At 60.7% G+C, this 1,124-nt stretch carries 2 protein-coding genes; both read left to right on the top strand.

What is annotated here, in order from left to right; all coding sequences use genetic code 11:
* Window positions 1–587: branched-chain amino acid ABC transporter permease (locus tag AC1DY5_RS56600; protein WP_478122864.1), on the top strand; the 587-nt coding region annotated here is incomplete at its 5' end.
* 9 nt (window positions 588–596) lie between these two features.
* Window positions 597–1,124: branched-chain amino acid ABC transporter permease (locus AC1DY5_RS56595; protein ID WP_478122863.1), on the top strand; the 528-nt coding region annotated here is incomplete at its 3' end.

Genomic DNA, 1,124 nt, shown 5'->3' with positions numbered 1-1,124 from the left:
TCGATGGGTTGGGTCAGACGATCTTCGGCAGCGACATCTACAAGATCGATGTCGGCATGCCGAAGGACCCTCTGATGGTCTTCGAAGGTGCCTTTGACGGCGGCTTGCTGATGAGTCAAGAAGATCTGGTGGCCGCCGCGATCTCCACCGTGCTCGTCGTCCTGCTGGGCGTTTTCTTCCAGAAAACCTCCACCGGACGGGCTCTGCGTGCGGTGGCCGATGACCACCAGGCGGCCCAATCGATAGGGATCCCACTGAATCGGATCTGGGTCATCGTGTGGTCCGTGGCCGGGTTCGCAGCGCTGGTCGCTGGGATCATCTGGGGATCGAAGCTGGGAGTTCAATTCTCGTTGTCGCTTGTCGCCTTGAAGGCGCTGCCGGTGGTGATCCTCGGAGGCCTGACATCAATCCCGGGCGCCATCGTGGGCGGGCTCCTGATCGGGGTCGGCGAGAAGGTCTCCGAGATCTACCTAGGCCCCTTCCTTGGGGGCGGCATCGAGATCTGGTTCGCGTACGTTCTTGCGCTGGTCTTTCTGTTGCTACGTCCCCAGGGGCTGTTCGGCGAAAAGATCATCGATCGCGTCTGAGGCATAGCCATGATTTACACCGACAACGGACAGTTCAAGACCAGCTACAGGGCGGACCAGCAGATCTTCCCGCTTTCCCAGGACCGCGTCTTCATGGCTTTGGTTCTCGCCCTCGCATTCATTGCGATCCCGTGGCTGGCGTCTGAGTATTGGCTGCGGGCCATTCTCATCCCGTTCTTGATCCTCTCACTGGCAGCGCTTGGGTTGAACATCCTGGTGGGGTACTGCGGTCAGATCTCGCTGGGCACGGGCGCCTTCATGGCGGTCGGCGCCTACGCGGCCTACAACCTGCAGGCCAGGATCGAAGGCATGCCGTTGATTCTCTCGTTGCTGATGGGCGGGCTCTGTTCCACCGCCGTAGGGGTCTTGTTCGGCATCCCTAGCCTGCGGATCAAGGGCCTGTATCTTGCCGTCGCCACGCTGGCAGCGCAGTTCTTCATCGACTGGTCGTTCCTCCGAATCCGTTGGTTCACCAACTACTCGGCATCCGGTTCCGTCAGCGTCTCCGGGCTCCAGGTCTTCGGCATGCCTATTGAC

The sequence above is a fragment of the Variovorax sp. P4_D9 genome, assembly GCF_056401695.1.
This window is presented reverse-complemented; position numbering and strand designations above follow the sequence as displayed.